This window comes from Pseudomonas simiae (assembly GCF_000934565.1).
GTDB classification, from domain to species: Bacteria; Pseudomonadota; Gammaproteobacteria; order Pseudomonadales; family Pseudomonadaceae; genus Aquipseudomonas; species Aquipseudomonas simiae.
On the sequence record NZ_CP010896.1, the window covers coordinates 3,760,479 to 3,787,234 of the forward strand.

Consider the following 26,756-nt stretch of genomic DNA (forward strand, 5'->3'; position numbering starts at 1 on the left):
AGCTTGTAGGAGGTCTGTTCATGTCGGTGTCTCATGCGCAACTCAAAGCCTTTCACGCCGTAGCGGTCCACGGCAGCTTTACCCAGGCCGCCGAACGGCTGTTCCTCACGCAACCGGCGATCTCCGACCAGGTGCGCAAACTTGAAGAGCGCTTTGGGGTGTTGCTGTTTCATCGCAACAAACGTGCAGTGCGCCTGACCGACCTGGGTGAACGCCTGCTCGCCATCACCCAACGCCTGTTCGTGATCCAGGCCGAAGCCGAGGAACTGCTGCAAGACTCGCGCGCCCTGCTCACCGGCACCCTGACGCTGGCGGTGGACGCACCGGTCCACGTGCTGCCGCAGATCGCGCGTTTTTGCGAGCGCTACCCGGGCATCAGCGTGAAGATCGAAACCGGCAATACCGACGAATCACTGTTTCGCCTGTACAACTACCAGGCCGACCTGGCCTTGCTGGGGCGCGATGTCGATGACGAACGGCTCTTGTCGTTGCCCCTGCCCGACGACCAGCTACTGGCTTTTGTCGCGCGCAACCACCCGTGGGCCGGGCGCGAATCTATCTGCCTGGCCGACCTGGACGACACGCCCCTGGTGCTCAGGGAAACGGGCTCTGTCACCCGCCAGACCCTGGAGCAGGAGATGAGCCAGGCCGGGCTGCGCATTCGCCCGGCGATCCAGGTCGAAGGCCGTGAAGCCGCACGAGAAGCGGTGGTGGTGGGGATTGGCGTGGGGGTGGTCTCGGCGGCGGAGTTCGGCGCGGACTCACGGGTCTACGCCATGCCGATCCGCGATTGCAGCCAGCGGATGAAAGAAACCCTGGTGTGCCTCAAGGAGCAGAGCTCACGGCGGGTGGTGGCGACGTTCCTCGACATCATGCGCGAGAGTCTTCAGCCCGGCGCCAGCTCGAAGAACGCCTGAATCAGGCGCAGCGACCGGCGCCGCTCCATGCAACCGAGCACATGCCGGTTCACCAGGCCATCACCCAGCAGCGGTACCGCCCGCACGCGTGGGTCCTGGCTGACCTCCATGGACGAGACCACACCGACGCCCAACTCGGCGGCGACGGCCTCGGTCACCGCTTCACGGCTGTCGAGTTCCAGCAGCACCTTGGGTTTTACACCGGTCGCGGCACACGCTTCATCGAACGTACGCCGGGTGATCGAGCTGGGTTCGCGCAGCACCATGATCACCTCATTCAATTGCGCCAGGCGAATGCCCCCGGATTGCATCGCCCACGGATGCGCAGCCGGCACCAGCGCGCAGATCCGCGACTCACTCAACGGTTGCAGGTGCAGGCCATTGCGCGGCGCCACTTCGGTGAGCACCGCCACATCCGCATGCTCGGACATAAGCGCCGCCAGGGTTTCCTGGGCATTGCCCAGGCGCAGGTTCACGGTGATCCCCGGGTAACGCGCTCGCAGGCTGGCGATCATTGGCATCACCAGGTGCGGGCCGTCCGCTGCCACTTCCAGCCGCCCGGTGAGCAATTGACGGTTGGCCTCCAGCATCGTCTGCGCTTCGTCCACCAGGCCAAAGATCGCCCGGGTGATTGACGCCAGGCGTGCGCCCTCCTCGGTCAACTCAACCCGTCGCGCGGTGCGCCGCAGCAACGGGATCTGGTAGTACTCCTCCAGGGCCTTGATGTGCCCGGTCACCGCCGGCTGGCTGATGAACAGCCGTGCGGCGGCACGAGTAAAGCTGCCCTCGCGGGCCACGGCATCGAATGCACGCAGTTGGAACAAATTCATGGCTATCGGCCTCACTGATAGCTCGCATAACAACAAACAATTTGATTGATAACAAGCCAAACTGCAATTTAAGCGCCGTAGCTTCAACCCCCGATGCCTTGCGAGGACTTGAGATGACCACTGCCGCGCCGATCCTGCTGACCCCTGGCCCCCTGACCACATCGAACCGCACCCGCCAAGCCATGATGGTGGACTGGGGGTCATGGGACGACCGCTTCAACCAACTCACGGCCAGCGTGTGCGAGCAATTGCTGGCGATCCTCAACGGCGAAGGCAGCCACCATTGTGTCCCCTTGCAGGGCAGCGGCACCTTCGCCGTCGAAGCCGCCATCGGCACCCTCGTCCCGCGTGACGGCAAGGTGCTGGTGCTGATCAACGGCGCGTATGGCAAGCGCCTGGCGAAAATCTGCGAAGTCTTGGGCCGCGCGTTCAGCACCTTTGAAACCGCCGAGGATGAGCCCACGACCGCCGCCGATGTGGACCGTCTGCTACGCGCCGACCCGGCCATCACCCACGTCGCGCTCATCCACTGCGAAACTAGCACCGGCATCCTCAACCCATTGCCGGAGATTGCCCAGGTCGTTAAAGCCCACGACAAACGCTTGATCATCGACGCCATGAGTTCTTTTGGCGCGCTGGCGATCGACGCCCGCGAAGTGCCATTCGACGCGCTGGTCGCCGCCTCCGGCAAGTGCCTGGAAGGCGTGCCGGGCATGGGGTTCGTCTTCGCCAACAAACAGGCGCTGGCCGCCGCTCAAGGCAATTGCCACTCCCTGGCGATGGACCTGTTCGACCAACACAGCTACATGGCCAAGACCGGTCAGTGGCGCTTCACCCCTCCTACCCATGTAGTCGCCGCCCTGCACGAAGCGCTGCTGCAGTACCAGGAGGAAGGCGGCCTGATCGCGCGGCATAAACGCTACGCCAGCAACTGCCAGGCGTTGCTCGACGGCATGGCCGAACGGGGCCTGCGCAGCTTCCTGCCGGCTGACATCCAGGCGCCGATCATCGTCACCTTCCATGCACCGAGGGACCCGCGCTATCAGTTCAAGGATTTCTATGAGCGGGTCAAGGCCAAGGGTTTCATTCTGTATCCCGGCAAATTGACCCAGGTGGAAACCTTCCGCGTGGGCTGCATTGGCCATGTCGACGCGGCAGGGATGCGAGCGGCGGTCAAGGCGATCGCCGACGTGCTGCAAGAAATGGAAGTGTTGGACGTTTGATTTCCCCATAACCCACAGGATCTGAATGATGAACTATCAAAACCCCAACACCCTCCAGGCCGTCATCCTTGACTGGGCCGGCACCGTGGTCGACTTCGGCTCATTCGCCCCCACGCAGATTTTTGTCGAGGCCTTTGCCGAGTTCGACGTACAGGTTTCCATCGAAGAAGCCCGTGGCCCGATGGGCATGGGCAAGTGGGACCACATCCGCACCCTCTGCGACCAGCCACAGGTCGCCGAACGCTACCGCAAAGCCTTCGGCCGCACGCCCACGGATGACGACGTGACTGCCATCTACCAGCGCTTCATGCCCTTGCAGATCGAGAAAATCGCCGAACACTCGGCGCTGATCCCCGGCGCCCTCGACACCATTGCCCGGCTGCGCGTGCAAGGCATCAAGATCGGCTCCTGCTCCGGCTACCCCAAGCAAGTCATGGATAAAGTCGTCGCCCTGGCGGCCACCAACGGCTATATCGCCGACCATGTGGTCGCTACCGACGAAGTGCCCAATGGCCGCCCATGGCCAGCCCAGGCGCTGGCCAACGTGATTGCGCTGGGTATCGACGATGTGGCGGCGTGCGTGAAGGTCGACGACACCGTGCCGGGTATCCTCGAAGGCCGCCGCGCCGGGATGTGGACCGTGGCCCTGACCTGCTCCGGCAATGCCCTGGGCCTGACCTACGAGCAGTTCCGCGACTTGGACGGCGCCGCCCTGGCCAGCGAACGCAAGCGTATCGAGGCGATGTTCGAAGGCTCGCGCCCGCATTACCTGATCGACACGATCAATGACCTGCCTGCGGTCATCCTCGACATCAATGCACGGCTGGCCCGTGGAGAAATGCCACAGAGCTACTGATCGAGGTCAAAACTACGCCACTTACGCCAGGCAAACCGCTCAAAACCGGCATACAGTAAAAGGACTCCATCACCCAAGAATGGAGGTTTGCCCTGATGAGTGAGGAACCCAGCGATGCCGTGGAAAAACTCCGATACACGCTACAGCAGCATGTCGATCGCGCTGCACTGGTTGATGGTGGTGCTGCTGGCGGTGGTGTACGCCTGCATTGAATTACGCGGCCAGTTTCCCAAAGGCAGCGGTGCGCGAACGTTGATCGTGGAGATGCACTTCATGTTCGGCCTCACCGTGTTTGTGCTGGTGTGGCTGCGGTTGTTCGCACGCAGCCTGGGCGTGGCGCCGAAGATCGTGCCGGCGCCGCCGCAATGGCAAACCCTGTTGGCGACCCTGATGCACGTTGCGCTGTACGCGTTGATGATCGGCATGCCGATTGCGGGTTGGCTGATTGTCAGTGCCGAGGGTCATTCGGTGATGTTCTACGGGATGGAATTGCCGCCGTTGATCGGCGAGAACAAGGACCTGGCCAAACAGATCGAGGGGTGGCATGTGTGGTTTGGCAAGGTCGGTTATTGGCTGATCGGGCTGCATGCACTGGCGGGGATCGCCCACCACTACATCCTGCGGGACAACACGGCATTGCGCATGATGCCGGGCAAGCGCGCTAACCCGTGAAGCCTCGACGGCCCTGAAGGCCGCCGGTGTGAACGAAGATCAGGCGAGTGCCGGGGGTGAAGCGCCCGGCCTCGACCTGCGCCTTCAAGGCCATTAACGCCTTGCCGGTGTAGAGCGGCTCCAAGGGCAGGCCACACGTTTGCTGCGTGGTGTCGATGAAGTCGAGCAGCACGGGATCGACTTTGGCGAAGCCACCTCGGCTGGCGTCCAGCAACTCATAGCCCGCCTGTACGATGGCACCGATGTTCTGTGCCACACCGTGATCATCCGGCACGGCCAAGGCGCCGTAAACCGGATGCGCCCCCGCCTCTGCAAGCACCAACCCCGCCAACGTGGTCCCCGTACCCGCCGCCAACCACCAAGCGTCGTAATCAGCCCAGCCCAGCGCTTGCAACTGCGCGCGAGCCTGTTCGACCAGCACACCACAGCCACTCGCGCCGGCAAGCCCGCCACCGCCTTCGGGCACGGGATGAAGATGCGGATAGTGCTCGCGCCAAGGTAGCCAGAACGCCGGCTCATGCCGCGCACGATAGCCGCCATAACCCAGCCAATGCAGATGCATGCCGAAGGCTTTCAGGTCAAGGACGGTCGGGGTGTCTTGGGGATGTCCGCGCAGCAGGCCGACGGTAGGAAAACCAAACCGCTTTCCCGCCGCCGCCAGCGCGTGCAGATGGTTGGAGTACGCGCCCCCCAGGCTAATGATGCCACGAGCATTTTGCGCCTGCGCCAGATGCCCGGTGAGCTTGAACCACTTGTTGCCGCTGATCAGCGGGTCGATGCGGTCCAGGCGCAGCACGGCCAACTCGACACCGCTCAGCCAGTCCAGGCGCAAAGGTTCAAGCGGGGCGTGGGGAAGCCAATCGAAGGGACCCATCGGGAGGAATCTGCATGAAAAACGGGGCGGTAGTCTAACACCGCCCCGCTTCGGGTCTTACAGCTCGGCCGCGAGTCGCGAGCCCTGGTTGATGGCGCGCTTGGCGTCCAGTTCGGCCGCCACGTCGGCGCCGCCAATCAGGTGCACGTTCTGGCCGGCCGCCACCAGGCCGTCCTGCAATTCGCGCAGTGGGTCTTGGCCGGCGCAGATGACGATGTTGTCCACCGCCAGCACCTGGGGCTCGCCCTCGGCACCGATGCGGATGTGCAGGCCTTCATCGTCGATCTTCAGGTACTCGACGCTGTTGAGCATCTGCACCTGTTTGTTCTTCAAACCGGTGCGGTGGATCCAACCGGTGGTCTTGCCCAGGCCGTCACCGACCTTGGAGGTCTTGCGTTGCAGCAGGAACACCTCACGCGCCGGAGCATGCACCTGGGCTTTGATCCCCGCCACGCCGCCACGGGCTTGCAGTTGGGTGTCGATGCCCCACTCCTTCCAGAACGCTTCGCGGTCCAGGCTTGTGGACACGCCCTGGTGCACAAGGAATTCCGACACGTCGAAACCGATACCGCCCGCGCCGATCACCGCGACGCGCTTGCCCACGGGCTTGCGTTCGAGGATCACATCCAGGTAGCTCAGCACCTTGGCGTTGTCGACGCCTGGAATCGCCGGGGTACGCGGTGCGATACCGGTGGCCAGGATGATCTCGTCGTAACCGCCTGCTGTCAGTTGCGCCACATTAACGCGGGTGTTGAGGCACAGCTCGACGTGAGTGGTCTGCAATTTGCGCTTGAAGTAGCGCAGGGTTTCGAAGAACTCTTCTTTGCCCGGTACACGTTTGGCAATGTTGAACTGGCCCCCGATTTCACTGGCGGAATCGAACAGGGTCACTTGATGTCCGCGCTCTGCCGCCACAGTGGCCGCCGCCAAGCCCGCAGGGCCGGCACCCACCACGGCAATCTTCTTGATCTGTTTGACGGGCAGGTAATTGAGTTCAGTCTCGTAGCACGCTCGAGGGTTGACCAGGCAGGTCGTCAACTTGCCGCCGAAGGTGTGGTCCAGACAGGCCTGGTTGCAGCCGATGCAGGTGTTGATCTCATCGGCGCGCCCGGCGGCGGCCTTGTTGACGAAGTCCGGATCGGCCAGGAATGGGCGAGCCATGGACACCATATCGGCATCGCCCTCAGCGAGGATCTGCTCGGCGATCTCCGGGGTGTTGATACGGTTGGTGGTGATCAGCGGAATCTGCACCGCACCGCGCAACTTGGCGGTGACTTTGCTGAACGCACCACGGGGCACCTTGGTGGCGATAGTCGGGATGCGTGCTTCGTGCCAGCCAATCCCGGTGTTGATAAGGGTCGCACCGGCGCCCTCGATGGCCTTGGCCAGTTGCACGATTTCTTCCCAGGTGCTGCCGCCTTCCACCAGGTCGAGCATCGACAGACGGAAGATAATGATGAAGTTCGGGCCCACGGCTTCACGCACACGGCGCACGATTTCTACGGCCAGGCGCATACGGTTTTCGTAGCTGCCGCCCCAGCGGTCGGTGCGATGATTGGTGTGAGCTGCCAGGAATTGGTTAATGAAGTAGCCTTCGGACCCCATGATTTCCACGCCGTCGTACTCGGCGACCTGGGCCAGCAACGAGCAGGTGACGAAATCCTGGATCTGCTTTTCGATGCCCTCTTCGTCCAGCTCCTTGGGTTTGAACGGGTTGATCGGCGCCTGGATCGCACTGGGCGCAACCTGCTTGGGGCTGTAGGCATACCGGCCGGCGTGGAGGATCTGCATGCAAATCTTGCCGCCCGCTTCGTGCACGGCCTTGGTCACGATCTTGTGCTTTTGTGCTTCTTCGTCGGTGGTCAGCTTGGCCGCACCGGCATACACACCGCCCTCGTCATTCGGGCCGATGCCGCCGGTGACCATCAGGCCGACGCCGCCCAGGGCGCGCTCGGCAAAGTAGGCCGCCATGCGCTCGAAACCGCCGGGCTTTTCTTCCAGGCCGGTGTGCATCGACCCCATCAGGGTACGGTTGCGCAAGGTGGTAAAACCCAGGTCCAACGGGGCCAGCAGGTGCGGGTAGGCAACAGCGGTCATGGTCAAGCTCCACAACGGATCATCACGGGACGTGGAAGGCTCGAATGGCCTGCCATCGGTTTATGTCCCACAGACTAAGAGGCGGTGGACAACGGCTCAATGACTGAAACTGACAAGTTATTGATCCAAATGCACAGCCCCCCCCTTGGCAAGCCGGCCCATGGGCCATACCCTAGTCGGCGAACCCTGCACCCGGTCTGTTGTCTGTTCCCCCATGCGTAAACTTCTAGCTTTTACCGTCACCATGGCCCTGGTTGCCGCCGTCGCCGCGTATCTGGTCTGGACCCAGGAGCGCCCCGTGGCGCATTACCTGTCGGACCTGCGTATTACCCTTGCCGTCAACGAAGGCCTGCCTGCCGACCGTGGCAACTTGCTGGGCATCCAGCCAGAGCTGTTCCCCGCCGACTACCAGAGCCTGGAACGCCTGCACCTGAAGCTTGCGGCCTACCTGCAAAACGCCCGCGACCAGGGGCTGATCAACGACAAGACCATCGTGGTGCTACCTGAGCACATCGGTACCTGGCTGATGCTGACCGGCGAAAAGAACGAGGTGTACCAGGCTCTCCACGCTAAAGATGCGATGAACTGGCTGTCGGTGAGCAATCCGCTGCTGTTCGCCCGCGCCTGGATCAGCGCCACTGGCGACAACCGCACCGACGATGCCTACCTGCGCATGAAAGCCGACGGCATGGCACGGGATTACCAAGTGCTGTTCGGTGGCCTCGCCAAGGAGTTCGGCGTCACGCTGGTGGCGGGCTCCATCACCCTGCCCAACCCAAGTGTCAGCCAAGGCCAGCTGCACGTCGGCCATGGTGCCTTGTATAACGCCAGCGTGGTGTTTGCCGCCGATGGCTTGCCGATCGGCGATCCGCAGCGCCAGCTCTACCCGATCTACGATGAACGCGGTTTTATCGAGCCCGGTGATGAAAACGTCGTCAGCGTGGTCGACACGCCGGCTGGTCGACTGGGTGTACTGGTAGGCAGCGACAGCTGGTACCCGGACAACTACCGCAAACTCAACGAACAAGGCGCGCAATTGATCGCGGTACCGGCCTTCGTGCTTGGCCGTGATACCTGGGACCGTCCTTGGCGTGGATTCAAAAGCGTGTCCACCCCGACAGAAATCAGCCTCAAGCCCGAAGAACTCAGCGAGGGCGAGGCTTGGCGCCGTCTTACATTGATCAGCCAGCCCCCCATCAGCCAGGCCAGCGCCGGCATGAGCGTGTTCCTGCGCGGCCAGTTCTGGGACCTGGGCACTGCCGGGCACAGCTTTCTCAGCAGCAACGGGCAAGTCAGCGCCGATGGCGAAGCCCGTGGCGCGCGCTTGTTGAATATCTGGCTGTGAAGCCCGTACGGCTGGGGGATTTGTCGGTGGGCTTCGTGCACGCCCTGGCCGACGCCATCCACAGCCACGGCCTGGACCCGCAGCCACTGCTGCTGCAATACGGCCTCGACCCGGCGCGCCTGGCCGAGGCCGGTGCACGATTGTCGATCCCGCGCTACATGCGTCTTGGCCATGCCGCTATCCAACTCACCGGCGACCCGGGCTTGGGTCTGCGCATGGGCCAGCTCAGCCGCTTGAGCCAAGGCGGGTTGGCGGGCGTGACCGCCGCGCAAGCCCCCAACGTGCGCGAAGCTGCGCGCGCGCTCACCCGCTTCGAAGCGCTGTACGGCTCCAATTATCGCGGGCAGTCGAGCTTTGTCGAAGATGCCGAAGGCGCCTGGCTGCGCTTCTATTCCATCAGCCCCTACAACGCCTACAACCGCTTTGTGGTGGACTCGATCATCGCCGGCTGGCTGCACCAGTTGTCGAGCCTGGCCCAGCAACCGGTGCAGGCGCAGCGCATCGACATCGAATTTGAAGCACCGGAGTACAGCGATCAATACAGCGTGCTGGGCGACGTCCACTTCGGTGCCGAGGCCAACCAGTTGCGTCTTAACCAGCAGACCCTGGCCCTGCGCAACCCACAGCACTGCCCGAGTACCTGGAATCTGTTGTTACAACTTTGTGAGCGAGAGTTGGTGCAATTGACGCGCACCCGCAGCCTGCGCGAGCGCATTACCCGGTTGCTCGGGCCCATGCTCAATGGCGGCCGGGAACCCGACCTGGAAGAAGTGGCGGCACGCTTGAAGCTGCCCACCTGGACGTTGCGCCGCAAACTGGCCGACGAAGGCACTCAGTTCCGCGCGATTCTCAACGACACCCGCCGCGACCTGGCCATGACCTACATTCGCGATACGGAACTGGCATTCGGCGAGATCGCCTACTTGCTCGGTTTTGCCTCGGCCCAGGCGTTTCAACGGGCCTTCAGGCGGTGGAACAACCAGACCCCAGGGGAATTTCGCCGCAGTCAGCGGCATTCCGCCTGAAGTCGGTCTTACAGCTCAGTGGCATCGTCAGCCGGTTCCAGCGGGTCCAACTCAATCGCGTGGTACTCGAGCAGTTCTTCCTGGTAATCGTCCATGGTGGACTCCTTTTTGAGTTAAGAGTGGCTGCAGATAAATGACCTGCATCACCAGCCTAAAGTGCCGTGATGACGAAAAAATGTCGACGTCATGACGTTCCTGCACTCAAGGATTAAACGTAGCAGCGCCATATGGATTTAGCACGTGGCCTTAGAGGAACTATTGCAATCATTGCAATTGCAATCATATGTCAGTCTCCGTTAAGGTAATGACATTCGTCGCCAGGTGATCCTCTCCATGACCGCCGCTACCGCACACGCCGCGCAGCTCTGCATCAACGCCTTGAGCACAACCGCCCCCACCCGCCACTCACCGCTGTACACCGTCATCAACATGGCCAATACCCTTGAACTCAGCCGCCAGGCCTGGGTGATCCGCGGCCAGTCAAGCTCCCGGCGCATGGGTAACTGGCCTGGCTGGTTCGCCCGTAATACCACCGAAAAACCTTTGCTATACCTGCACAGTGCGCAATCGTCCGCGCAACTGAGTGCGCTGTCGGACGTCACCCAACAGCGCGGCATTCTGTGCAACGACATTGAAAACCAGCCCTCCCGCTGGCCCAAGGGTGCGCAACCTTCCTTACCGTTGTGGCTGGCCACCCACCCGTGTTGTACGCCGTATGACCCGGCCTCGGGCGAAGAGGCCCGTGCGATTGTGCTGGCGGCGTTGCGTAGCCTGTACGTCGACGGCAAGCCCGGGTTCTATTACCTGGCCCTGCATGATCATGAAGGCGCAACGCCCCTGAGCGAGCAGGACCGTGAAGCCGTGCTCGAGGGCATGTACCCGCTGCAGCAGGACACGCGGGGGGATGTGCGATTGCTCGGCGCAGGCCGGGCGCTTGCAGAGGTGGTGCAGGCCAAGCGCTTATTGGCACAGGACTGGAACATCACCGCGCAACTGTGGAGCTGCCCCAGCTACACACGACTGGCCCGCGAGGCTGCTGCGGTTGAACGCTGGAATCGCCTGCACCCCGGAGTGCCCAAGCGCAGCTGTCATTTGCGCAATTGTCTGGCCGGAAGTGCAGCACCGGTGATTGCGGTGACCGGCTATCCGCAAGCGATTGTCCACCAGTTAGGGGCACACGTGGATGCGCGGTTCGTAGCGTTGGGCGCGGGCTCGGTGCAGGCGTCGGCGCCGAGTCGGTATTGGATTGTGGTGGCTGCGCTCAGGGCGTTGGCGGATGAAGGGTGCATCGATGCACTGCAAGTGGAGGCAGCGATGAATCGCTATGCATTGGAATGCAATGGACTGTAGGCGCGGGCTTGCCGGCGCCTACAAGGTTTTGTCGAGGGCCTTCAGACTTTGCGGCGGCTGCGGGTCTGGGCGCCCGCCTCCATCGCCAGCCCGGCGGTGCGCTCCAGCGCGTCGGCGAAAGCCTGGCGCTGCTCAGGCTCGATCTGTGACAGGAACAGCTCATCCACCGTGCTTTCGTAGATCTTCCACATCTTTTTACGCAGCTCCCGGCCCGATCCGGTGATCGAGGCAAATGCCGCACGGCCGTCGCCGTCGGAGCGGGAGCGCACCACTAGGCCGTCCTTTTCCAGGCGGTCGACCAAGCGCGTGAGGTTGTAGCGCTCGATGGCCAGCACATCAGCCAATTCGTGCATGCGGCGAGTACCGTCGGGGCCGCTTTCCAGGCCCCATAACGCGTCATACCAGGCATAGGGCGGCAGGTCCGCCTCTGCCAGGCGCCGCTCGATCTCGCGGATGACCGTCCTGTGGGCCCTGACAAACCGAAACCAGACATCAGGCTCTTTCGACGACATGCAACACCATCCGGGCAATTTCAAGAAGGTTGCAATAGTAGCTCATCCCGCGCTAGATTCGGCCATGTAGTTGCAATTGCAATTACATTTGCCGGCACTCCCACAAGGAGCACGCCGCTTGAAATCCGCCTACCCTGGAGCCTCACATGACCCCGAACAACGCAGTCAGACGCGACGACGATCCACAGGAAACCCGCGAGTGGCTGGAGTCCATCGAATCGGTGCTGTCCACCGAAGGCCGCCCGCGCGCCCACTACCTGATCGATCAGTTGCTGGATTTCGACGTGGCGCGGCATGGCGATTTCTACGGGCGGGTGACCACGCCCTACGTCAATACAATCCCGGTGGACCGTCAGTTGCCCTACCCCGGCAACGTCGTTATCGAGCGGCGTACCAACGCGTTTATCCGCTGGAACGCCATGGCGATGGTGTTGCGTGCAGGCAAACACTCGGGGGTCGGTGGGCACATCGCGACCTATGCGTCAGCCGCAGTACTTTACGACGTAGGCTTCGATCACTTCTTTCGTGGCCGCACCGACAGCTTTGATGGCGACCTGGTGTATATCCAAGGCCACTCTTCCCCCGGCATTTATGGTCGCGCCTACCTGGAAGGCCGCATCAGCGAAGCGCAACTCGACAACTTCCGCCGCGAGGCCGGTGGCGACGGTATTTCCTCCTACCCACACCCAAGGCTGATGCCGGACTTCTGGCAATTCCCTACCGTGTCCATGGGCCTCGGCCCCATCACCGCCGCTTATCAGGCGCGCTTTATGCGCTACCTAGAATTGCGCGGCCTCAAACAGCACCAAGGGCGCAAGGTCTGGGCCTTCCTCGGTGATGGCGAAATGGACCAGCCGGAATCCCTGGCCGCCATTTCCCTGGCCGGGCGCGAGAAACTCGACAACCTGATCTTCGTGGTCAACTGCAACCTGCAACGCCTGGACGGCCCGGTGCGTGGTAATGCCAAGGTGATCCAGGAGTTCGAAAGCCTGTACCGCGCTGCTGGCTGGAACGTGATCAAAGTGATCTGGGGCAGTGGCTGGGACGCCCTGCTGGACAAAGACCAGAGCGGCCTGCTGCGCCAGCGCATGATGGAATGCGTGGACGGCGACTATCAGAATTACAAGTCGCAGAACGGCGCCTATGTGCGCGAACACTTTTTCGGCAAATACCCGGAATTACTCGCACTGGTTGCGGACATGTCCGACGACGAAATCTGGAAACTCTCGCGGGGCGGGCATGACCCGGACAAGGTTTACAACGCCTATGCGGCGGCCGTGCGCCATAACGGCCAGCCCACCGTGATCCTGGCGAAAACCGTCAAGGGTTTTGGCATGGGTGAAGCAGGCGAAGGCCAGAACATCAACCACCAACTGAAGAAAATGGGCGCCGATGCGGTAATAGCTTTCCGAGATCGCTTTGACCTGGACGTCGCGGACGATCAGCTCGCCGACATCCCTTACCTCAAGCCCGCCGCCGACAGCGAAGAAGCCCGCTACTTCGCCGCACGCCGCCAGGCCCTGGGCGGCTACGTACCTGCGCGCCACAGTGCGGTCGAGCCCTTGCAGATTCCCGAACTGGCCGCCTTCGCCACGCAGCTCAAGGACACCGGCGAACGGGCGATTTCCACCACCATGGCCTTCGTGCGCATCCTCGGCACCCTGCTCAAGGACCCGCACCTGGGCAAACTGATCGTGCCCATCGTACCGGATGAGTCGCGCACCTTCGGTATGGAAAGCCTGTTCCGTCAGATCGGCATCCACTCCGCCGTAGGCCAGCTCTACACTCCACAGGACGCAGGGCAATTGAGCTACTACAAGGAAAGCAAGGACGGACAGATCATGCAGGAAGGCCTGAATGAATCCGGCGCCATTTCCTCGTGGATCGCGGCGAGTACGTCCTACAGCAACCACAGTCTGATGACCGTGCCGTTCTACATCTTCTATTCGATGTTCGGCTTCCAGCGGGTCGGCGACCTCGCCTGGGCAGCAGGCGATGCACGCGCGCGCGGCTTCTTGCTGGGGGCCACGGCCGGCCGCACCACGTTGATGGGCGAAGGCTTGCAGCATGACGATGGGCACAGCCATATCCTGTCGTCGGTGATCCCGTGCTGCGTGTCGTACGACCCGACGTTCGCCTACGAGTTGGCGGTGATCATTCGCGAGGGCATGCGGCGGATGTATGAGCAACAAGAGGACATTTACTACTACATCACTCTGCTCAACGAAAACTACCCGCACCCGGCGATGCCCGAAGGCGTGGAAGACGGCATTCTCAAGGGCATGTACCGGCTCAGTACCAGCCAGCAGGCCCAGGTGCAATTGATGGGGAGTGGCTCAATCCTGCGCGAAGTGATCGCGGCGGCTGAGCTGCTGCAGGAGGACTTCGGCGTGCACAGTAATGTGTGGAGCACAACCAGCCTCACCGAATTGCGCCGTGACGGTCATACAGTGGAGCGCTGGAACCTGCTGCACCCGCAGAGCGAGCCAAGGGTGAGCTACGTGGAGCAATGCCTGGCCGGTGAAACGGGGCCGGTGGTGGTGGCGACGGACTACATGAAGCTGTTCGCCGATCAGATCCGACCTTTCGTACCCGGCCGGCGCTTTGTGGCGCTGGGCACGGACGGCTTCGGGCAATCGGATACCCGTGAAACCTTGCGGGCGTTCTTCGAAGTGGACCGGCATTTCATCGTGCTGGCGGCCTTGAAGGCCTTGGCGGATGACGGCGTGATCGGACGCGAGAAAGTCAGTGAAGCCATCAGCCGCTACGGGATCAACGTCGACAAGGCCAACCCCGTAGCGGTCTAAGTTACTGCGACGGCGCCGGTAGGGGCGGAATCGCTTCTGTCGGCGGTGGCAGGTCCGGGTTGCTGGTGGCTGGAGCGGGCTCTGCCTGCGGCGCAATTGGCGCGGACTCGGCAGGTGGAGCGACAGGCTGGGAGACCGCAGGCTCTTCCTTCGGCGGCTCAACCTTCTCGGCAGCCGGAGCTGCCTTGGGTTCCGGCACCCCCAACTCGGCTTTCGGCTGCTCGGGAATATGCTCGGCCTTCTTCACTTCCTGCGGTAGGAACACATCCACCAGCGCAAAGTAACGCTCGTAGAACTTCGGCGCGGACACGGTCTCGCTCGCTACTTTCACCATGGAGTCATCGGTGGAACCGATCGGCATCGACACCGAGCCCAGCACGCCCACACCCAGGCTCGCGGAGTTGTTGACCTTTTTCAGCGCGTAGCGATCCTGCAATGCGTTGGCGAACATCGTCGAATGGTTGGTGCCTTTGCCATCATCGGCACACACCACGTTGAAGCTGATCTGCAGATGGGTCTCGCCGGTCTGCTGGAAGCTCTTGTTACCCACCACCAGTTTCGGATCGCTGCTGGTGATGATGTAGCCCTGGCTCAGCAAGGCGCGTCGCGCGGCTTCGCACGCGGCGACGTCAGTGACGGGGTAATCCCGGGAAAACGTACCGGAGTCGTCGAAATTCTCATGTTCATAAATGGCGGTCTTGGGTGACGAGCAGCCCGCGGCGCCCGCCAGCACCAGCGCCAGCCCGAGGCTACGCAAGTGAAATGATGTCGACATTGAAAATCCTGAGGAAAACAGTCCGGGCGGTATTGTGCAACAGAACGCTGCCTTGGCGCGCGCATTCCTGTCGGTAAAACGTCACAGCCTTACACGACGCCACCTGTAGGAAACAGCCCTGCGCACATATGATCAATAAACACGCGCAGTTTGGCCGAGGCGTGGCGACTTGATGGCCAGAGCATCCAGAAACTGCCGCGATGCTCCAGGTAATCATCCAGCACCCTCTGCAGACGCCCTTCGGCGACAGCCTGGTTGACCATATAGTCCGGCAGGCAGGCAATGCCCAAGCCTTCGTGCACGACATGGTTGAGGGACTCGATGGTGGTGCTGACGAACGGCCCACGCAAGATGGACTCGGGGGCGCCCGGTGCTCGCCGCAAAGGCCAGGGCTCCAGCTTGCCGGTCGCGCAGAACTTGTGGCGCAGGCAGGCATGGTCGCTCAGGTGCTGCGGCTGTTGCGGGGTGCCATATTCGCGAAAATAACCCGGCGTACCCACCAGCACTAACTGGTAATGCCCCAGATGACGGGCCATCAGCCGCGAATCTTCCGGCTTGCCGGTGCGAATCACCGCGTCGAACCCTTCTTCGATCACATCCACCATGCGGTCGGAAAAATCCACATCCAACTCGATGTCCGGGTAGGCGCGCATGAAGTCGCTGAGGACCGGCATCAGCAAGCCGCGCACTTGCGGCACGCTGATACGCAACTTGCCCCGAGGGGTTGCGCTGGCGTCGCTCAGTTCTTGCTCGGCAGCTTCGACCTCGGCCAGGATGCGCCGCGAACGCTCAAGGAACAGCGCGCCTTCGCTGGTCAAAGTGATGCTGCGGGTGCTGCGATGAAACAACCGCACACCCAGGCGCTCTTCCATCCGCGCGATGCTTTTGCCCACGGCCGACGACGAGACGCCCAGCACCCGCCCGGCGGCGGTGAAGCTACGGGTCTCCGCCACCTGCACGAATACGGAAAGACTGCCCAGACTGTCCATGGAAGGGTCCTTGATGATTGCGGACGTTTAAGTCCGATAAGTCCGGAACCTTAGCCTGTTTTTCCGCTGAGCACAGCCCCCTACCCTGCCTGCTTACCCTTTTGCTTGGATAGAGCGCGATGACCTCCCTTACCGACCCCGCAGTGACAGACCGGCGGGACACCTTGCCGTTGAGCGGCTTACTGGCCTTGGCCAGCGCCGGTTTTATCACCATCCTCACCGAAGCCATGCCCGCCGGGCTCCTGCCGCAAATAGGCGAAGGGCTGGGCGTATCACCCGCTTTAGTCGGTCAAATGGTCACGGTGTATGCCCTGGGGTCACTGCTGGCAGCCATTCCACTGACGCTGCTGACCCGTGGCTGGCGACGACGCCCCTTGTTGCTGTTAGCCATTGGCGGCTTCGCCTTGGTCAACAGCGTGACCGCCCTTTCCAGTCATTACGGGTTGACCCTGGTGGCGCGCTTTTTAGCCGGTGTATGGGCCGGACTGCTGTGGGCGCTGCTGGCCGGTTATGCCAGCCGGATGGTTGCGCCACACCTGCAAGGCCGGGCAATTGCGGTGGCAATGCTTGGCGCACCGCTGGCGCTGTCGTTGGGTGTACCAGCAGGCACCTTCCTCGGGGCCGCAGTTGGCTGGCGCCTGAGCTTTGCGATCATGACTGGACTGACACTGGTGCTACTGGCATGGGCGCGCTGGCAACTCCCGGACTTTGCGGGCGAGCCGGCAGGAAAACGCCTGGGATTGCATCAAGTGCTGACCTTGCCGGGGATTCGTCCGGTGCTGTGGGTGACCTTTACCTATGTACTGGCCCACAACATTCTCTACACCTACATCGCACCGCTGCTGGTGCCGGCAGGGATTGCTGCCGACATTGATCAGGTGCTGCTGGTGTTCGGCCTTGCAGCGTTGTTGAGCATTTGGATGGCCGGTGTGCTGATTGATCGATGGCTGCGCGTACTGCTGCTGATCAGTTGCACGATGTTTGGCCTGATCGCCTTGGCGCTGGCGTTCTGGATCAACCTGCCAGCGGTCATCTACGTCGCCGTGGCATTATGGGGCCTGGCGTTCGGCGGGTTACCTGCCTTGCTGCAAACGGCACTGGCCCAATCGGCGGGCGAGTCGGCCGATGCCGCGCAATCGATGCTGGTGACCGTCTGGAACCTGGGCATCGCAGGCGGCGGCCTGGTAGGTGGCGTGTTACTCCAGGGCTGGGGGGCCTGCGCATTTGCCTGGGCCGTTGTATTGCTGATGCTACTGGCTCTGGCCGGCGGATTACAGACAGCGCCCCAACAACTGGCCCGGCCACCCTTCAAGATCGAACGTTGAAATACGCTGATACCCGCAAGCCTCATAAAAACGCACCAGGTCACCCGTGCCGCCGGCGTAGCAATCCACGCGCAGGCGCCCCACCCCGGCAGCGTGGGCCCGCTCATCGGCGAAGGCCAACAGATGCCGGCCCAACCCACGCGCACGCGCATCACGTGCGGCAATCAGCAATCGCACATAGACCTCCGGCCCGGACGCTGGCGGCACGTAAGGCATGGGCTCGCCCAGCACAAGTGCCGCCAGGACCTGCCCCTCGGGCGCCTCGACCACCCACGCATCCGGCATCGCACACGCTTCTGTGACTTGCGCCACTCGCCGGAGCGATGCCGACCAAGGCTCGGTACCCCATTGGGCGGTATTCCCTATCCCTACAAACCAGGCAATCACCTCGTCAAACACTTGCAGCACTGCCGGGGCGTCCGCCGCGCTGGCGCGACGGATTATCCAGTCCTCTCTTCCATGAATAGACACGCTTGAAACTCCCTGATCGGCGATAACGTACGCGCAGTCTAGCGCACATAAAAAAAACCCCGGTCTTTTCAGGCCGGGGGCTTCTCTTTCAAACCGCCATCAGAACTTCTTGATGTCAGCCTTGGTTTCCAACTGCTTGCGGTAAGCCGCGAAGTCCTGCTGACCGACACGGGAGGCGAGGAAACGGCGATATTGCGCCTTTTCTTCGTCCGTTGGGGCAGCGGCTTCATTGACGCCGTTCAAGCGCACGATCACCAGGCTACCATCCGCCAGAGTCACCGTGGTGAAGGTCGGCTTGTCCTTGGCCGCAGGCTTGGGCATGCGGAACAGGGCTTGCAGCACGGCAGGATCGATCGCTTCCTGGCTACGGGTAGCCGCTTCAGTGACCTTCCATGCCTGGCCGTCGACCGGCTGGTTCAGTGGAGTCTTGCCATCACGCAGGCTGGCGATGAGTTCGTCAGCATGAGCCTTGGCAGCCGCGCTGGCGCGCTCCTTGGCCATCTGCGTACGAATCGCCGCACTGACGCTTTCCAGCGGCAGTTGCGAAGGTTTCAGGTGCTCTTTGGCACGCAGTACGATGATGGTTTCCGGATCCAGTTCGATGGCGGTGCTGTTGGCACCTTCATCCAACACTTCCGGGCTGAACGCAGCGGTGACCACGGCACGGTTGGCCGCAACACCTTCGCCACCTTCACGGCCAAACGGCGCGGAGGTGTGCACGGTCAGTTTCAGGTCGGACGCCGGCTGGGCCAGGTCGGAAGCTTCGAACGCCGCATCTTCCAATTGCTTGGTCGCTTCAACAAAACGCTGCTCAACCTGTTGGGTCTTCAGCTCCTTGGTCAGCTTGTCTTTCAGGCTAGCGAACGTCGGCACTTGCGGTGCCTCAACGCCCAACAGCTTGATCAAGTGCCAACCGAAAGTGCTGCGTACCGGTGCCGAGACCTGGTCCTTGTTCAACGCGTACAAGGCGGTTTCGAAGTCTGGATCGTAGACGCCAGGGCCAGCAAAACCGAGGTCGCCGCCAATGTTGGCCGAACCAGGATCCTGGGAAAACTCCTTGGCCAGGGCTTCGAATTTTTCACCCTTGGCCAGGCGCGCCTGGATTTCTTCGATCTTCGCCTTGGCTTGCGCGTCGGTGACCTTGTCGTTGACTTCAATCAGGATGTGCGCCGCACGACGCTGTTCAGCGAGGTTGGCGGTTTCTTTCTGATAGGCCGCCTGCAGCTCTTCGTCCTTCACGCTGACCTGGTCGAAGAAGGAAGACTTCTTCAGTTCCAGGTAGTCGATGACCACCTGGTCCGGGGTCATGAATTCTTTGGCGTGCTGGTCGTAGTAAGCCTTGACCTCGTCGTCGGTGAGTTTCACCGCGGCAGGGTTGGCCTTGATGTTGACGGTGGCGAAGTCGCGAGTCTGTTTTTCCAGACGCGCGAATGCCAGCACTTCGGAATCGGTGACGAAACCGCTGCCGGCAATACCTGCGCGAACCTGGCCGATCAGCATTTCCTGGGTCAGCATCTGACGGAATTGCATACGGCTGTAGCCCAGTTGACGGATCACCTGGTCAAAGCGTTCGGCGCTGAACTTGCCGTCCACCTGGAATTCCGGCGTCTGCAGGATCACTTGGTCCAGTGCAGCTTCAGAGAAGCCAAACTTGGAGTCGGCAGCACCTTGCAGCAATAGCTTGCGATCGATCAGCCCCTTGAGGGCCGCTTCGCGCAGCAGTTTTTCGTCCAGCAGGGAGGCATCGAAATCCTTGCCCAGCTGTTGCATCAGCTGACGACGTTGCATGTCGACGGCCTGGCTCAGCTCGGTCTGGGTGATTTCTTCACCGTTGACCTTGGCCACGTCCTGCTTACTGTTACCCGAAGCCTGGAAAATGGCCTCGATACCGGTGAACGCCATCAATGCGACGATGATCCCGATAATGGTCTTGGCAATCCAGCCTTGTGAATTGTCCCTGATATTTTGCAGCATGCGTCCCCCAGAAACGGTTGAACTTCAATAATAGGCAACCGTGGAGCGTGGGTAGAGTACGGATATAAGAAAGGCGCATCCAAGGATGCGCCTTCTCGCAACTGGCGGAGCGGACGGGGGCTTTGGTTCTCCCCCCGGCTTGGCGACCCGATGCATACATGGGTCTGCTGCCGCTCCGCTCCCAGGTTGAACCTACGTTCGACCCGGGTAGGTAAGGCTGGATCGAAGCTTAGTTAACAGCTTCTTTCAGGGCTTTACCGGCTTTGAAACCTGGTTTCTTGGCAGCAGCGATTTGCAGTGCTTTGCCAGTCTGTGGGTTACGGCCAGTGCGAGCTGGACGGTCAGTCACAGAGAAAGTACCGAAGCCTACCAGTACCACGGAGTCGCCGGCCTTCAGAGCGCCAGTGACGGATTCGATTACTGCATCCAGCGCACGGCCAGCAGCAGCTTTCGGGATATCAGCGGATGCAGCGATAGCATCAATCAGTTCCGACTTGTTCACTCTAAGTCCCCTTATATATCTATTGAGTATGATTCTAAGTTTTTTGATGAAAGCAAAAACCAGTGCTGAATGGCCTACAGACACTTAAGAGCCGCTTTATAACAAGGGCTCTAAAATGCTGTCAAGGAAGCTCCCAGGCTTTAACACATTAATGCGTGCTAATTCTTTCCTTGGAATCAGACTCGCGTTTTTCGTCCTTAGCAACTATCTCCGGAGCCACATCCGGCAAGGGCTCCGGCGCGTATTGCAGCGCAATTTGCAGGACCTCGTCAATCCATTTAACGGGTTTAATCTGCAGATCCTGCTTGATATTGTCAGGAATTTCCTTCAAGTCGCGAACATTCTCTTCAGGAATGATCACCGTCTTGATACCACCCCGGTGTGCGGCAAGCAATTTCTCTTTCAGACCACCGATGGCCAATACCTGGCCGCGCAGGGTGATTTCCCCGGTCATGGCGACATCGGCACGCACCGGAATGCCAGTCAATGCCGACACCAGGGCCGTGCACATGCCTACGCCAGCGCTAGGGCCGTCTTTCGGGGTCGCCCCTTCCGGCATGTGGATGTGGGTGTCGTGCTTCTCGTGGAAGTCCAGGGGGATCCCCAGGCTCTTGGCACGGCTGCGCACCACGGTCTGCGCCGCGGTGATGGATTCGACCATCACGTCACCCAGGGAACCGGTCTTGATCAGCTGGCCTTTGCCAGGGATCACCGCGGCTTCGATGGTCAGCAATTCGCCGCCCACCTGGGTCCACGCCAGGCCAGTCACCTGCCCTACTTGATCCTGCTGCTCAGCCAGGCCGTAGCGGAATTTCTTCACGCCCAGGAAGTGTTCCAGGGAGTCGGCCGTCACCTTCACCGAGAAGCGTTTTTCCAGTGCATGCTCCTTGACTGCCTTGCGGCAGATCTTCGCAATCTGGCGCTCCAGGCCCCGTACACCGGCCTCGCGGGTGTAGTAGCGCACGATGTCACGGATCGTCTCAACTTCGAACTCGATCTCGCCCTTCTTCAGGCCGTTAGCCGAAATCTGCTTGGGCGCAAGGTATTTGACGGCGATGTTGATCTTCTCGTCTTCGGTGTAACCCGGCAGACGAATCACTTCCATCCGGTCCAGCAACGCTGGCGGGATGTTCATGGAGTTGGAGGTGCACAGGAACATTACGTCGGACAGGTCGTAGTCGACCTCCAGGTAATGGTCGTTGAAGTTGTGATTCTGCTCGGGGTCGAGCACTTCGAGCAACGCCGACGCCGGATCGCCACGCATGTCGCTGCCCATTTTGTCGATTTCATCGAGCAGGAACAGCGGATTGCGCACGCCGACTTTCGTCATCTTTTGAATCAATCTTCCTGGCATCGAACCGATGTAAGTCCGGCGATGACCACGGATTTCCGCTTCATCACGCACACCGCCGAGGGCCATGCGCACGAATTTACGGTTGGTGGCGTTGGCAATGGACTCAGCCAAGGAGGTTTTACCCACGCCAGGCGGCCCGACCAGGCACAGCACCGGACCACGAATCTTCTTCACGCGCTTTTGCACGGCGAGGTATTCGAGGATGCGTTCTTTGACTTCTTCGAGGCCATAATGGTCGGCGTCGAGAATGTCTTCAGCCCGGGCCAGGTCCAGACGCACCTTGGTCTGGGCCTTCCACGGCACCTGCACCAGCCAGTCGATATAGGAGCGCACCACGGTGGCTTCGGCCGACATCGGCGACATCTGCTTGAGCTTGTTCAGCTCGGCAGTGGCTTTGGCCAGGGCATCTTTCGGCAGGCCAGCGGCATCGATGCGCTTTTTCAGCTCTTCGATTTCGTTGTGGCCTTCCTCGCTGTCGCCGAGCTCTTTCTGAATGGCCTTCATCTGCTCATTCAGGTAGTACTCGCGCTGGCTGCGCTCCATTTGTTTCTTCACGCGACCACGGATGCGCTTCTCGACCTGCAACAGGTCGATTTCGGCATCCAGCAGCGCCAGCACGTGCTCAACACGCGCCGACAGATCAATGATTTCGAGAATGTCTTGCTTCTGCTCGATTTTCAGCGCCATGTGCGCCGCCATGGTGTCGACCAGGCGGCTTGGCTCATCGATGCTGTTGAGGGACGACAGGACTTCAGCCGGGACTTTCTTGCCCAACTGCACATACTGCTCGAATTGCGAGAGCAGGCTGCGTACAAACACTTCTGACTCGCGCTCAGGGGCCTCGACTTCGTCGATCAGCGCCACTTCAGCGCGCAGGTGGCCATCCACCTCCATGAAGCGCTCAACCGCACCACGCTGCTCACCTTCCACCAGCACCTTGACGGTGCCATCAGGCAGCTTGAGCAATTGCAGCACGGTAGCAATGGTACCAACGCGATACAGGGCGTCTTCGCCTGGATCATCATCAGCAGGATTCTTCTGGGCCAACAGCAGGATCTGCTTGTCGCCCGTCATCGCGGCCTCGAGGGCTTCGATAGACTTCTCGCGCCCCACGAACAGCGGGATAACCATGTGCGGATAGACGACGACATCACGCAACGGCAGGAGAGGCAATTCGATGGTGGTCTTCATGATTTCGCCTCTATGACAGATGAAAAATAAGCTTGAAGCCAAGATGGGGGCTGCATGCAAAAAAAACAAGCTTATTGCCAGCAGTTAAACGCAGTAAACGCTTCGGGGCAAAAAACGTTGTAAAAACAAAGGGGCCCCTGAAGGCCCCTTGTTTATACCGAAACTGCGAGACGCTTACGCGTCGGGCGCAGCCTTGGCAGCCGGCTCACTGTTTTCGTAGATATACAGTGGCTTGGACTTACCTTCTATGACGCTTTCGTCGATCACCACTTTACTCACCTCGGACTGCGAGGGGATTTCGTACATGGTGTCGAGCAACACGCCTTCCAGAATCGAACGCAGGCCACGTGCACCGGTCTTGCGCTCCAGTGCCCGCTTGGCCACCGATTTAAGAGCGTCAGTACGGAACTCAAGGTCTACACCCTCCATCTCGAACAGCTTGGCGTATTGCTTGGTCAAGGCGTTTTTCGGCTCGGTGAGGATCTGAATCAGAGCAGCCTCATCCAGCTCGTCCAACGTGGCCAGGACCGGCAGACGACCCACGAACTCCGGGATCAAACCGAACTTGACCAGATCGTCGGGCTCGACCTCACGCAGGGATTCGCCAACCTTCTTGCCTTCTTCCTTGCTGCGGACTTCGGCACTGAAACCGATGCCGCCGCGAGTCGAACGCTGCTGGATGACTTTTTCCAGACCGGAGAACGCACCACCACAGATAAACAGGATGTTGCGCGTATCGACCTGAAGGAATTCCTGCTGCGGGTGCTTGCGACCACCTTGTGGTGGTACGGAAGCGACCGTGCCTTCGATCAGTTTCAACAGGGCCTGCTGCACGCCTTCACCGGAAACGTCCCGGGTGATCGACGGGTTGTCCGACTTGCGCGAAATCTTGTCGATTTCGTCGATGTAGACAATACCCATCTGGGCTTTCTCTACGTCGTAGTCGCACTTCTGCAGCAACTTCTGAATGATGTTCTCGACATCTTCGCCCACGTAGCCAGCCTCGGTGAGGGTGGTGGCGTCGGCGATCGTGAACGGAACGTTCAGCAGGCGAGCGAGGGTTTCTGCAAGCAGGGTCTTACCCGAGCCTGTAGGACCGATCAGCAGGATGTTGCTCTTGCCGAGTTCAACTTCGTCGCCTTTCTTGTCACGCTGGTTCAAGCGCTTGTAGTGGTTGTACACCGCTACGGCCAGAACCTTCTTTGCACGCTCTTGACCAATCACGTACTGATCAAGGATGCCGCTGATTTCTTTAGGCGAAGGCAATTTATGCGCGCTGCTTTCGGCCTGGGCTTCCTGCACCTCCTCACGGATGATGTCATTGCACAGGTCGACGCACTCGTCGCAGATAAAGACCGAGGGGCCGGCAATCAATTTGCGTACTTCATGCTGGCTCTTGCCACAGAAGGAGCAATAGAGCAGCTTGCCGTTGTCCTCGCCGTTGCGGGTGTCAGTCATTCGTTCGATCCAAATCCGATAGGCTTGCAACACAAGATGAAGGCTTATGCGGGCTTTTTCAAGCCCGCCGGTGGTCGGACATGCCGACCAGCCCTATTTTGAGCGGCTTATATTAAGCGGGGCGCTGATTGATCACTGCGTCGATCAGGCCATAGGCTTGCGCGGCTTCGGCACTCATGAAGTTGTCGCGGTTGGTATCGCGCTCGATTTCTTCCAGGGTGCGCCCGCTGTGCTTGGCCATCAGCGTGTTGAGACGCTCACGAATAAACAGGATTTCCTTGGCATGGATTTCGATGTCCGACGCCTGGCCCTGGAAACCGCCCAGTGGCTGGTGAATCATCACGCGCGAGTTAGGCAGGCAGAAACGCTTGCCTTGGGCACCGGCGGTCAGCAGGAATGCGCCCATGCTGCAGGCTTGGCCAATGCAGGTGGTCGACACGTTCGGCTTGATGAACTGCATGGTGTCGTAGATCGACATGCCTGCGGTCACCGAACCGCCTGGGGAGTTGATGTAGAGATGGATGTCCTTGTCCGGGTTTTCCGCTTCAAGGAACAGCAGCTGCGCACAGATCAGGTTGGCCATGTAGTCCTCTACGGGGCCTACCAGAAAGATCACTCGCTCCTTAAGCAGGCGCGAGTAGATGTCGTAGGCGCGTTCGCCACGAGCGGACTGCTCGACAACCATCGGGACCAGGCCGCCAGCGGCCTGGATATCAGAGTTCTGCTGAATATAGGAATTACGGAACATGCTCTGCAGTTACTCCCAAATAGTCATGTCTTGAAAACGCATAAGCCAGCGCGAGGCTGGCTTATGGTTGAATTTCCAACGAGTTGGACAATCAGTCGGCTTGTGCTGCTTCCGCCGGTTTGACTGCTTCTTCGTAAGAGACCGCTTTATCGGTCACCTTAGCCTTCTGCAGAACAGTATCCACAACTTGTTCTTCCAGCACAACCGAACGCACTTCGTTCAGCTGCTGATCGTTCTTGTAGTACCAAGCCACGACCTGCTCAGGCTCCTGGTAGGCCGAAGCCATTTCCTGGATCATTTCGCGAACGCGGTCTTCGTCAGGCTTGAGGTCGAACTGCTTGACCACTTCAGCCACGATCAGGCCCAGCACGACGCGGCGCTTGGCTTGCTCTTCGAACAGTTCAGCGGGCAGCTGATCAGGCTTGATGTTGCCACCAAACTGCTGAACAGCCTGTACGCGCAGGCGATCCACTTCGTTGGACAGCAGGGCCTTAGGCACTTCGATCGCATTGGCGGCCAGCAGACCGTCCATGACCTGGTTCTTGACCTTGGACTTGATGGCCTGACGCAGCTCGCGCTCCATGTTCTTGCGAACTTCGGTGCGGAAGCCTTCGATGCCGGTTTCCTTGATGCCGAATTGAGCGAAGAACTCTTCGTTCAGCTCTGGCAGCTTAGGCTCGGAAACGCTGTTGACGGTCACGGTGAACTCGGCGGCTTTGCCAGCCAGGTCCAGGTTCTGGTAGTCAGCAGGGAACGTCAGGTTCAGAACGCGCTCTTCGCCGGCCTTGGCGCCAACCAGGCCGTCTTCGAAACCGGGGATCATGCGGTTGGAACCCAGCACCAGCTGAGTACCCTTGGCCGAGCCGCCAGCGAATACTTCGCCGTCAACCTTGCCAACGAAATCGATGTTCAGCTGGTCTTCGTTCTGGGCAGCACGGTCGGCCACTTCAAAACGGGTATTCTGCTTGCGCAGGATTTCCAGCATGTTGTCCAGGTCCGAATCAGCCACTTCGGCGCTCAGACGCTCGATTTCGATACCGTCGAAACCGGCCACTTCAAATTCAGGGAACACTTCGAACGTTGCAACGTATTCCAGGTCCTTGCCAGCTTCCAGGGACTTAGGTTCGATCGAAGGCGAACCCGCTGGGTTCAGCTTGTGCTCAACAACGGCTTCATAGAAAGAAGCCTGGATCACGTCACCTACAGCTTCCTGGCGCGCATCGGCACCAAAGCGGCGCTTGATTTCGCTCATTGGCACTTTGCCTGGACGGAAACCAGCGATCTTGGCCTTCTGGGCAGTCTGCTGCAGACGCTTGTTGACCGCAGTCTCGATACGCTCGGCCGGCACGGTGATGCTCAGGCGACGCTCGATAGCAGTAGTATTTTCAACAGAAACTTGCATGGATATTCCTCGTTGCACAGACGTTAGCCGGCCATTTCCGACCCCAATCAAGGGCATGC

Annotated in this window: 22 protein-coding genes; 9 read left to right on the forward strand and 13 right to left on the reverse strand. The window is 60.6% G+C overall.

From position 1 onward, the window contains the following. Window positions 1–20: 20 nt before the first annotated feature. On the forward strand, window positions 21–917 hold the full coding sequence (locus tag PF1751_RS16830) for a LysR substrate-binding domain-containing protein (RefSeq protein ID WP_010209435.1): 897 nt from the start codon (window positions 21–23) through the stop codon (window positions 915–917). On the opposite strand, the gene PF1751_RS16835 is transcribed toward PF1751_RS16830, so the two are convergent. Then, entirely contained in the window at window positions 887–1,747 is an 861-nt protein-coding gene (locus tag PF1751_RS16835) for a LysR substrate-binding domain-containing protein (protein ID WP_010209434.1), read from the reverse strand. The two genes, PF1751_RS16830 and PF1751_RS16835, sit on opposite strands and share 31 nt — an antisense overlap. A 113-nt stretch (window positions 1,748–1,860) precedes the next feature. Between PF1751_RS16835 and PF1751_RS16840 the strand changes: the two genes are divergently transcribed. The 3 genes from PF1751_RS16840 to PF1751_RS16850 all read left to right on the forward strand — a co-directional run bounded on the left by PF1751_RS16840 (window position 1,861) and on the right by PF1751_RS16850 (window position 4,498). Then, a complete protein-coding gene (locus PF1751_RS16840) occupies window positions 1,861–2,970 on the forward strand; it encodes a 2-aminoethylphosphonate--pyruvate transaminase (RefSeq protein WP_044287389.1) in 1,110 nt (369 codons plus the stop codon). A gap of 28 nt (window positions 2,971–2,998) precedes the next feature. Then, complete coding sequence (gene phnX / locus PF1751_RS16845; protein ID WP_044287390.1) at window positions 2,999–3,826, forward strand: phosphonoacetaldehyde hydrolase; 828 nt, start codon at window positions 2,999–3,001, stop codon at window positions 3,824–3,826. Between the two features lie 114 nt (window positions 3,827–3,940). Then, on the forward strand, window positions 3,941–4,498 hold the full coding sequence (locus PF1751_RS16850) for a cytochrome b (protein ID WP_021492818.1): 558 nt from the start codon (window positions 3,941–3,943) through the stop codon (window positions 4,496–4,498). Here the strand turns inward: PF1751_RS16850 and PF1751_RS16855 are convergent. Together PF1751_RS16855 and PF1751_RS16860 are read right to left on the reverse strand one after the other, a co-directional pair. Next, window positions 4,488–5,372 (reverse strand): 1-aminocyclopropane-1-carboxylate deaminase/D-cysteine desulfhydrase, encoded by an 885-nt coding sequence (locus PF1751_RS16855; protein ID WP_042572102.1) that lies wholly within the window; start codon window positions 5,370–5,372, stop codon window positions 4,488–4,490. The two genes, PF1751_RS16850 and PF1751_RS16855, sit on opposite strands and share 11 nt — an antisense overlap. A 57-nt stretch (window positions 5,373–5,429) precedes the next feature. Continuing rightward, window positions 5,430–7,469 (reverse strand): NADPH-dependent 2,4-dienoyl-CoA reductase, encoded by a 2,040-nt coding sequence (locus PF1751_RS16860; RefSeq protein WP_021492820.1) that lies wholly within the window; start codon window positions 7,467–7,469, stop codon window positions 5,430–5,432. A gap of 214 nt (window positions 7,470–7,683) precedes the next feature. Between PF1751_RS16860 and PF1751_RS16865 the strand changes: the two genes are divergently transcribed. The 3 genes from PF1751_RS16865 (at window position 7,684) to PF1751_RS16875 (ending at window position 11,189) form a co-directional block, all read left to right on the forward strand. Then, a complete protein-coding gene (locus PF1751_RS16865; RefSeq protein ID WP_021492821.1) occupies window positions 7,684–8,814 on the forward strand; it encodes a carbon-nitrogen hydrolase family protein in 1,131 nt (376 codons plus the stop codon). Beyond that, window positions 8,811–9,839 (forward strand): AraC family transcriptional regulator, encoded by a 1,029-nt coding sequence (locus PF1751_RS16870; protein ID WP_044287391.1) that lies wholly within the window; start codon window positions 8,811–8,813, stop codon window positions 9,837–9,839. The genes PF1751_RS16865 and PF1751_RS16870 overlap by 4 nt, the downstream gene beginning before the upstream one ends. A 333-nt stretch (window positions 9,840–10,172) precedes the next feature. Further along, window positions 10,173–11,189 (forward strand): transketolase-like TK C-terminal-containing protein, encoded by a 1,017-nt coding sequence (locus PF1751_RS16875; protein ID WP_044287392.1) that lies wholly within the window; start codon window positions 10,173–10,175, stop codon window positions 11,187–11,189. A 41-nt stretch (window positions 11,190–11,230) separates the two neighbouring features. Here the strand turns inward: PF1751_RS16875 and PF1751_RS16880 are convergent, their stop codons facing one another. Further along, a complete protein-coding gene (locus PF1751_RS16880; RefSeq protein ID WP_010209424.1) occupies window positions 11,231–11,701 on the reverse strand; it encodes a MarR family winged helix-turn-helix transcriptional regulator in 471 nt (156 codons plus the stop codon). A 146-nt stretch (window positions 11,702–11,847) separates the two neighbouring features. On the opposite strand from PF1751_RS16880, the gene aceE reads away from it, so the two are divergent. Beyond that, on the forward strand, window positions 11,848–14,508 hold the full coding sequence (gene aceE / locus PF1751_RS16885) for a pyruvate dehydrogenase (acetyl-transferring), homodimeric type (RefSeq protein ID WP_044287393.1): 2,661 nt from the start codon (window positions 11,848–11,850) through the stop codon (window positions 14,506–14,508). A 1-nt stretch (window position 14,509) separates the two neighbouring features. Here the strand turns inward: aceE and PF1751_RS16890 are convergent, their stop codons facing one another. Then, a complete protein-coding gene (locus PF1751_RS16890; RefSeq protein ID WP_010209420.1) occupies window positions 14,510–15,283 on the reverse strand; it encodes a DUF2242 domain-containing protein in 774 nt (257 codons plus the stop codon). An 89-nt stretch (window positions 15,284–15,372) separates the two neighbouring features. Then, the gene (locus PF1751_RS16895; RefSeq protein ID WP_010209419.1) at window positions 15,373–16,272 is read right to left on the reverse strand and encodes a LysR family transcriptional regulator; all 900 of its coding nucleotides are present in this window, start codon (window positions 16,270–16,272) and stop codon (window positions 15,373–15,375) included. A gap of 119 nt (window positions 16,273–16,391) precedes the next feature. On the opposite strand from PF1751_RS16895, the gene PF1751_RS16900 reads away from it, so the two are divergent. Then, window positions 16,392–17,597, forward strand: coding sequence for an MFS transporter (locus tag PF1751_RS16900; protein WP_044287394.1), 1,206 nt, complete (start codon window positions 16,392–16,394; stop codon window positions 17,595–17,597). On the opposite strand, the gene PF1751_RS28475 is transcribed toward PF1751_RS16900, so the two are convergent. From PF1751_RS28475 to tig, 7 genes are all read right to left on the reverse strand, one after another. Next, entirely contained in the window at window positions 17,544–18,068 is a 525-nt protein-coding gene (locus PF1751_RS28475) for a GNAT family N-acetyltransferase (RefSeq protein ID WP_080923215.1), read from the reverse strand. The two genes, PF1751_RS16900 and PF1751_RS28475, sit on opposite strands and share 54 nt — an antisense overlap. 99 nt (window positions 18,069–18,167) lie before the next feature. Next, the gene (locus tag PF1751_RS16905; protein ID WP_044287395.1) at window positions 18,168–20,042 is read right to left on the reverse strand and encodes a SurA N-terminal domain-containing protein; all 1,875 of its coding nucleotides are present in this window, start codon (window positions 20,040–20,042) and stop codon (window positions 18,168–18,170) included. A 229-nt stretch (window positions 20,043–20,271) separates the two neighbouring features. Beyond that, on the reverse strand, window positions 20,272–20,544 hold the full coding sequence (locus PF1751_RS16910; RefSeq protein WP_003174819.1) for an HU family DNA-binding protein: 273 nt from the start codon (window positions 20,542–20,544) through the stop codon (window positions 20,272–20,274). 148 nt (window positions 20,545–20,692) lie between these two features. Beyond that, entirely contained in the window at window positions 20,693–23,089 is a 2,397-nt protein-coding gene (lon, locus tag PF1751_RS16915; protein WP_010209415.1) for an endopeptidase La, read from the reverse strand. 174 nt (window positions 23,090–23,263) lie between these two features. Further along, window positions 23,264–24,547, reverse strand: coding sequence for an ATP-dependent Clp protease ATP-binding subunit ClpX (gene clpX / locus PF1751_RS16920; RefSeq protein WP_010209414.1), 1,284 nt, complete (start codon window positions 24,545–24,547; stop codon window positions 23,264–23,266). 112 nt (window positions 24,548–24,659) lie between these two features. Next, window positions 24,660–25,295 carry an ATP-dependent Clp endopeptidase proteolytic subunit ClpP gene (gene clpP, locus PF1751_RS16925; RefSeq protein WP_021492827.1) on the reverse strand — a complete coding sequence of 212 codons (636 nt, stop codon included), beginning with the start codon at window positions 25,293–25,295 and terminating at the stop codon, window positions 24,660–24,662. Between the two features lie 91 nt (window positions 25,296–25,386). Next, window positions 25,387–26,697 (reverse strand): trigger factor, encoded by a 1,311-nt coding sequence (tig, locus tag PF1751_RS16930; protein WP_010209411.1) that lies wholly within the window; start codon window positions 26,695–26,697, stop codon window positions 25,387–25,389. Between the last annotated feature and the right edge of the window lie 59 nt (window positions 26,698–26,756).